This is a genomic window from Methanosarcina sp. UBA5 (assembly GCF_002505485.1).
GTDB lineage: Archaea > Halobacteriota > Methanosarcinia > Methanosarcinales > Methanosarcinaceae > Methanosarcina.
In genome coordinates, this window is sequence record NZ_DAVG01000124.1 from 4,861 (window position 1) to 11,963 (window position 7,103).

Genomic DNA, 7,103 nt, shown 5'->3' on the forward strand with positions numbered 1-7,103 from the left:
TCAACATCTTGATCTGTACTTATATGTACGGTTACCGCAAAACTTTCGCCTGGATTAACCGTTCCGGCAGAAATCTCCCTGCTCGCTTCTATCCCTGCGGCTGAGACAGGGAGAACTACTGTCCAGGCAAACAGAATAATCAGAGCGAAGCCTGAAATAAAGCCTGATAGTTTAATCCGGCTTTTATTCCCGAAGGCTTTGATGAGATTCATAAGAAAGGATCCTTAATTCTTTTCCAGATTTTTTTGGGTACCTGACTCTGCCATCCGATTCTTTTATGAGCTTGTTTTTCCCGATTTTTCGTCTAGCTCATTTTCTATCATTTGCATCTTTTACAGGCTTTTTAGTATTAATTGAGCACATACTTTAGAATATTATTAATTATGTATTTGTGTATAAGTTGTGTATATTATTTATAACTGTCTTCTATACTGTCATTTTAAAAATCAAACAGAATTAATACAGCCTGTAACTTTAAAAAAGGATAAATAGGATACAGGTCATGATAAAAGCTATTTAAAATCCTGAAGCCATGTTTAAAGCCTCAAAAAAAGCTATATTGAAAACCGGATAAAGAACTTTAGATATAAATGCAGCTAAAACTAAATATAAATAAGAAAGTTACCTTTTATCTTTTATGAAAATAATGAAAAGTTACATCTGGCTTATTCTGGTATCAGGCTTGATTTTAACCACATCTGCAGCTTTCTTCTATCCTGATTTTACCTTTCATCACAATTTTAAGGAAAATACAGCTCAAGCAGCTCAAGCAGATAAGTCTGAGACTGCAGTTAACGGAATAGAATCCAGTTCGAGCATAATTACCAGAGTACAGGCTTCAGACCCCTTGAAGATCCTTACAGCAGGTGCCCAGGCAATTGATTCAGGTACTGAAGTTACTGTTTATAATAATGACCTTGCCCTTGTAAAGGAAAAAAGGGAACTCAATCTTGACTCCGGAGTGAATAAGGTAGAATATACGGATGTTGCTGCCCTTATTGATCCAACCTCAGTAATGTTTGAGGATACAAAAAATAATGGCACTGTCGTACTGGAGCAGAATTATGAATACGATCTCGTGAGCAGCAAAGAGCTTCTGGAGAAGTTCCTGGACAAGGAAATTACTGTAACCGAAACAGAAGGAGGTACATACACAGGGGTTCTCATGAGTTATAATGATGACAAAGGGCTGGTGCTCGAGTTAAGCGACGGGAAAATTGTAACTCTTTCCGAAATCTCGAAAGTGGAGTTTCCTGATTCTGCCGGTCTGCTTACAAAACCTACCCTTATCTGGCAGGTCTACTCGCCTGCCGCAGGCAAGCGGGATGTTCTCACTTCTTATCTTACAAACGGAATGAGCTGGAAAGCAAACTATATCGTAAAGACCAGTGCGGATGATAAGAAGGCCGATATCCAGGGTTGGGTTACTGTTAATAATAAAGCAGGAGCAACCTACGAGAACGCAAAACTGAAGCTGGTTGCAGGGGAAGTCCACCGCGTAGCGGTACCAAAGGAAACGCCTGCGAGAGAAGCAGTTGCAGAAGGAGGAGTTACATATGACGCAGCCGAGGAAAGTTTTGTTGAGGAATCCCTCTTTGAGTATCACCTCTATACCCTTCAAAGGCCGGCTACCCTCAAGAATAATCAGATAAAACAACTTTCCCTGCTCTCTGTTAATTCCGTGCCTGTAGAAAAAGAACTCGTTTTTGATGTCTCAAAAAGCAGTGATGTGCAGGTTGCCCTGAGCTTCAACAATTCAAAGGAAAAAGGCCTTGGAATGCCTCTTCCTGCCGGGGTTCTAAGAGTATACAAAACAGACTCAGAAGGACAGCTTCAGTTCCTCGGGGAAAACAGTATAAAACACATCCCTAAAGATGAAGAGATAAAGGTTGTTGTCGGAAACGCTTTTGATGTAACAGGAAAAAGAACCCAGACAAATTACAATAAAATCAGCTCGACTGTCTGGAGAGAAAGTTACGAAACCGAAATCAAAAACCACAAATCTGAGCCCCAGAAAGTAAAAATTGTGGAACACTTCTACGGCGAATGGGAAATCACAAACACTTCTGACCCATACGAGAAGAAAGATGCCTATACCGCTGAATGGGAGATAACCGTACCCGCAGATGGCTCAAAGAAAGTTTCCTACACTGTAGAACGCAGTTACTAATCCAAATACCGCAGTAAACTGCCAAATTCAGATGTTACAATGCCGAAGCTCGTCGAAAATCTAATCCATAACTTAAGGCTACGGAAAAACGGAAAAACGGAAAAACAGAAGTATCTATCCCATAAACCAGCCCCTGAGCTAGTTGAAAGACAATTTACTTACCCATAATTAAGTCATATCGGCTTAGCTAAGTATCTTTATTATAATTCAGCCCTCTTGAGCGAACGAAGTGAGCGAAAAGGGCACCGTCCTCCCGAGACGGAACTCGGGTGACGGAACTCGGGTGACGGAACTCGGGAGGCAAAAAATATTATTACTATCCACGCAATTAACCTCTCAGATGATTATAGGTGTATTGGGACCCGAAGGCTCGTACTCAGAAAAGGCTGCACAAATCTGGACTCTGAGACATAGGCTAAATAGTGTGGAAATTCAGTACTTTGCAGATATAGAGGATGCATTTCTGGCTGTGGTACAGGGAAAATCCGATCTCTCGATAGTTCCGATAGAAAACTCTATAGAAGGTTCGGTAGGTGTTACTCTTGATTTACTTCATGAAAATGGGGTTGAGATAATCGGAGAGATCGTTGTGAAAATAGAGCACTGCCTGCTCTCGAAAGGCGGGCCTGAGAAGGTAAAGGTCATATTATCACATCCTCAGGGGCTTGCCCAGTGCAGGCATTTTCTGAAAAAATATTTCCCTGAGGCTGAACTCAGGAGCACGGGCAGCACCTCCCACGCAGCAAGGCTTGCAGGAGAGTTTGAAGAAATGGCAGCAATAGCTTCTCCTGAAGCTGCAGAGTGTTACAGGCTGAAGGTTCTCCTTCCAAATATACAAGACAGGAAAGAAAACTACACCCGCTTCATTGCTTTGCGAGCCGTAGAAAAAAGCCCTGCGGAGCAGGCTTTATGTGCCGAAGATAAAGAAAATAAAACCGATAATAAATCGGATAACAAACCGGAGAAATCAGGTAAAGTAGAATCGCAATCCTATTCTAGACAGGAACCAGGGCATAATTTTCGGTCTCAAAAAGAAATTGAATTCCGGCCTGAAATCGAAATCAAGCCTGAGAATTCAAGCCATTCAGTCTTCAAGACCTCCATTATAGTATATCTGGAAAAAGACAGGCCAGGAGCATTATACGAAATTCTCGGGGCTTTTGCAAAGAATAAGATTAACCTGACCAGAATCGAGTCCAGACCTTCTAAAAAAGAACTTGGGGATTATTACTTTTATATCGATTTTGAAGGACATATAAGTGATGTACTTATAAAAGAGACCTTAAAAGACATAAAAAGTAAAACCGATACTCTAAAAATACTGGGTTCTTATCCCGCCTTTAAAACACAGTAATTATCTTTCTTTAAAACGCTTCAGTGATCTATCTTTAAGAACGCAATCACCAGTCTTTAAGGGATCGTATTTATCCCTCTAAAAAACTGTAATCATCCCCTATAAAACACCAGAATTATCCATCTTAGGTCATCATAGATTCCAATTTAAAAAAGCAAAAGGCCAGAGGCTGAATCCTGCGAACTCTGGCAGAAAGCAGTGAGGGGGTCCCGATATATTCAAAGCTGTTAATTTAAAGACAAAAATTAACAAAAATTGGATTATTGTGCGAATCTAAAAAATGCATATTCAGGAACGTGTACTTTTATATACTATCTTTCTCTATTCTCTTCCTAGAAGATCTTCTGACAGTATATTTGTATGTTCCGTACAGAATTCTTTCTCATAACTATTTACGATCACAGCCCTTTTCCAGGCTGCAAAAGGGAGCGAGATGGCTCTGAGTATTGAAGAAATAGTAAACAAACACGAATCGGCTCTAAAAAAATATAGAGGACTCTATGCCTTTGCAGACCTGCTTGCAACCTATCTTGTCCTTTATGTCCTTTTCGTGCTTTTCAATATGCGAGATTTATTTTTAATGTTTAGCGCTTTCGAACCTTATACCGGTTCAAAATACAACATTCTGGGCTTCGGAGTTGTTTTTGAAACTCTGGGACTTGTTTTTCTGGCTTTTACCCTCTCCCTTATCCTTACAGCTATCAGGCATTACAGGGCTGAAAAGAAAGATGCGATTGCCCTTATAGAAGAGACACATCCTGTACTCAAGGAGAGATTGAGGACTGCCTATGATAACCGCAATACGGACAACATTATTGTCCGGGACCTTATAGGTGGGGTCATAATTGATTCAAAACCCGTACGGTCCTCGTCCTTTTTTGACAGGAGAAAACTTGCAAAAGAGCTGATTGTAATCGTTTTTGCAGTTTCCATTCTCGCATATGTTGCCGGAACCGGATACCAGACAGCTCTCAGCCCCACTGACCTTAACGGAGTGATCGAAAAGATGCCCCTTTCGAATTCGAACACTAACCTTTATCCTGTGGAAGAAAACGGTGGGACTTCGAATAATAGCAGCCAAGAAAATCTCTTAGGTGGGAAGCCTGCCGTTGTTGTAGTGGAAGGCAAAGAGATTGATCTGAAGATTCCTCCGGGCTCAGGGCAGGGTTTTACAAGCCAGGAAACCGGGAAAAAGAAGAACGAATCATTTACCCAGTCAGATCTTGTAGACCCTGAAGCGGCTGCTTCCGATACTTATTATGAGAATCTACCGGAAGGATACAGGAACGTTATCCAGAGTTACTTTGAAGGACTTGCAGAAGAATAATTGGAAAATTTATCTAAAGCCGGATTTACCTGCACTCAGTTTTATCAAAAGTTGTATAAAAGCAATTTTTGAATAACAGACAGTGTACTGGAGATACACTGCTGCAGGAGCAGATAACATCCAGAAGAAGCGGGCTTTTTAAGCCTCTAAAAATAGAAACTTAAAGGGTGAAGCGGATATGAATGAGATTAATACCGACTCCGGGCAGGCTGCCACGACCTACCAGAACGCAGGCAGGATTTTCAAAAGTTTTTTTGAAGAGATTGGAAATGTTGTGGTGGGCCAGAATAAAGTAGTAGAGCAAATTGTGATTGCAATACTCTGCGAAGGGCATGCCCTCGTTGAGAGCAATCCAGGGCTTGGAAAAACGCTTATGATTTCCACAGTGTCAAAGGCAATGAACCTGAAATTCAGCAGGATTCAGTGTACTCCTGACCTCATGCCTTCTGACATTACAGGGACAAACGTTATTGAAGAGAAAGACAACAAAAAAGAATTCAGGTTCCAGCCAGGGCCGGTTTTCGCAAACGTCGTCCTTGCGGATGAGATTAACAGGGCATCCCCGAAGACCCAGTCAGCTCTTCTGGAAGCTATGCAGGAACAGCAGGTGACCGTCGGAAATGATACTTTCCTGCTGGATCGTCCCTTTTTTATTCTTGCCACCCAGAACCCCATAGAAATGGAAGGCACATATCCCCTGCCTGAAGCCCAGCTCGACCGTTTTCTCTTAAAAATCCTCGTAGATTATCCTTCCCATGAAGAAGAAATGGAAATAATAAACCGATACACGAAATCTGAAATCCCTAAGATTTCCAGGGGTCTTGAAAAGTCTACGCTTCTCGACTTACAGAAGCTCACCAGGCAGGTCCCTATTTCCGAGGAACTCAAGCAGCGCGTTCTTTCTATTGTGGGCATGACAAGAAAGGACAAAGAACACATCGAATATGGGGCTTCTCCTAGGGCATCCATAGGCCTTATCCTTGCAGCAAAAGCCAAAGCTCTCATAGAAGGCAGGAACTTCGTAAGCAAAGAGGATATCGATTATATGGCATATCCGGTTCTCCGCCATAGGCTTATCCTGACCTTCGAAGCCGAAAGAAGCGGGATGACCCCTGATCAGGCTATTGAGGAGATTATCCGGAAGCTCAAATAAAACCTGAGCTGGGATTGCCAGGCCAGGGGAAGAACTGTAAAATAAATTTAAACAACCTTGAAGGGTTTCGCGAGTCCGGAATAAACCGGGCTTTTTATTGACGATCCAGAATGACTCGCACAAAACAAAACATCGAAACGGATTTTTTCAGGCAGCTTGACCGGTTTACGTTCTCTGTTCGGAAAAGGGTATCGACCGTTTATGCCGGAAACCGTCCCTCCACCCGAAGCGGGCGCGGCATTGATACCATTGGGTTCAGGGAGTACGATCTTAACGACAGCCTGAAGGATATCGACTGGAAAGCCTATGCGAGAACGGAAAAGCTCTATGTGCGGCAGTTTGAGGAAGAGAAAACCCTTACGACCCACATACTTCTGGACGCCAGTAAAAGTATGGATTACCCTGAAAAAGGGACTTCGAAATTCGAATATGCTGCTATGCTCGCTGCAGGCTATGCCTACATGGTAACAAAATATAATGATAGGTTTGCAATCTCAACCTTTACACAGGAAATCGATATAAATAAACCCAGCCGCGGGCGAAAAAACCTTCTGCGGGCAATCGACAGGCTGACAGAGCTTGAACTGTCCGGAGGCACTTCCATCGGGGAAGCTGTCATAAAGTACAGCCGGGAAATCAAGTCCAGATCTCTTGTAATCCTTATCTCGGACTTTCTTCAGGAACCTGAGGCAATAGAAACCGCAGTTTCCAGGCTATCTGACCACGATCTGATCCTGATCCAGGTGCTCGACCCCACGGAAAAAGTGCTCCCTATCCAGGGTAACAGCAAACTCGTAGACCTTGAAACCGGAGAGGAGATCCGGACTTATGTTAGTGAGAAGTTTAAAGAACGCTATCTTAAAAAGCTCGATGATCACAGCGCAAGGATTAAAAAAGCCTGCATGAAGGCAGGGGCTGAATTCTATACTTTTACAACCGACACCCCTATTTTTGATGCTTTCTATTATACAATCAGGAGAAGGAGACACTAAAAATGCCTTTTGAAAACCCCCTTGCTCTTGCCGCTCTCCTGAGTGTAATCCCGCTTATTATTATTTACATGCTCCGTCCGAAGCCGGCTGTACTTTCAATTCCTTCA

5 protein-coding genes and 1 pseudogene are annotated in these 7,103 nt (G+C 42.5%); 5 read left to right on the plus strand and 1 reads right to left on the minus strand.

Annotated features, from left to right (window positions below; all coding sequences use genetic code 11):
- A pseudogene (locus tag BP621_RS15920) lies at positions 1–212 on the minus strand (cell surface protein); the annotation flags it as partial.
- A 425-nt stretch (positions 213–637) separates the two neighbouring features.
- Here BP621_RS15920 and BP621_RS15925 point away from each other — a divergent pair.
- The 5 genes from BP621_RS15925 to BP621_RS15945 all read left to right on the plus strand — a co-directional run bounded on the left by BP621_RS15925 (position 638) and on the right by BP621_RS15945 (position 6,996).
- Positions 638–2,170 (plus strand): DUF4139 domain-containing protein, encoded by a 1,533-nt coding sequence (locus BP621_RS15925; protein ID WP_292391627.1) that lies wholly within the window; start codon positions 638–640, stop codon positions 2,168–2,170.
- A gap of 340 nt (positions 2,171–2,510) precedes the next feature.
- The gene (locus tag BP621_RS15930; protein WP_292391634.1) at positions 2,511–3,524 is read left to right on the plus strand and encodes a prephenate dehydratase; all 1,014 of its coding nucleotides are present in this window, start codon (positions 2,511–2,513) and stop codon (positions 3,522–3,524) included.
- 433 nt (positions 3,525–3,957) lie between these two features.
- Entirely contained in the window at positions 3,958–4,851 is an 894-nt protein-coding gene (locus tag BP621_RS15935; RefSeq protein ID WP_292391628.1) for a DUF7502 family protein, read from the plus strand.
- A gap of 178 nt (positions 4,852–5,029) precedes the next feature.
- On the plus strand, positions 5,030–6,004 hold the full coding sequence (locus BP621_RS15940; protein ID WP_292391630.1) for an AAA family ATPase: 975 nt from the start codon (positions 5,030–5,032) through the stop codon (positions 6,002–6,004).
- A gap of 110 nt (positions 6,005–6,114) precedes the next feature.
- Positions 6,115–6,996, plus strand: a complete 882-nt coding sequence (locus tag BP621_RS15945; protein WP_292391631.1) for a DUF58 domain-containing protein — start codon at positions 6,115–6,117, stop codon at positions 6,994–6,996.
- Positions 6,997–7,103: the final 107 nt, after the last annotated feature.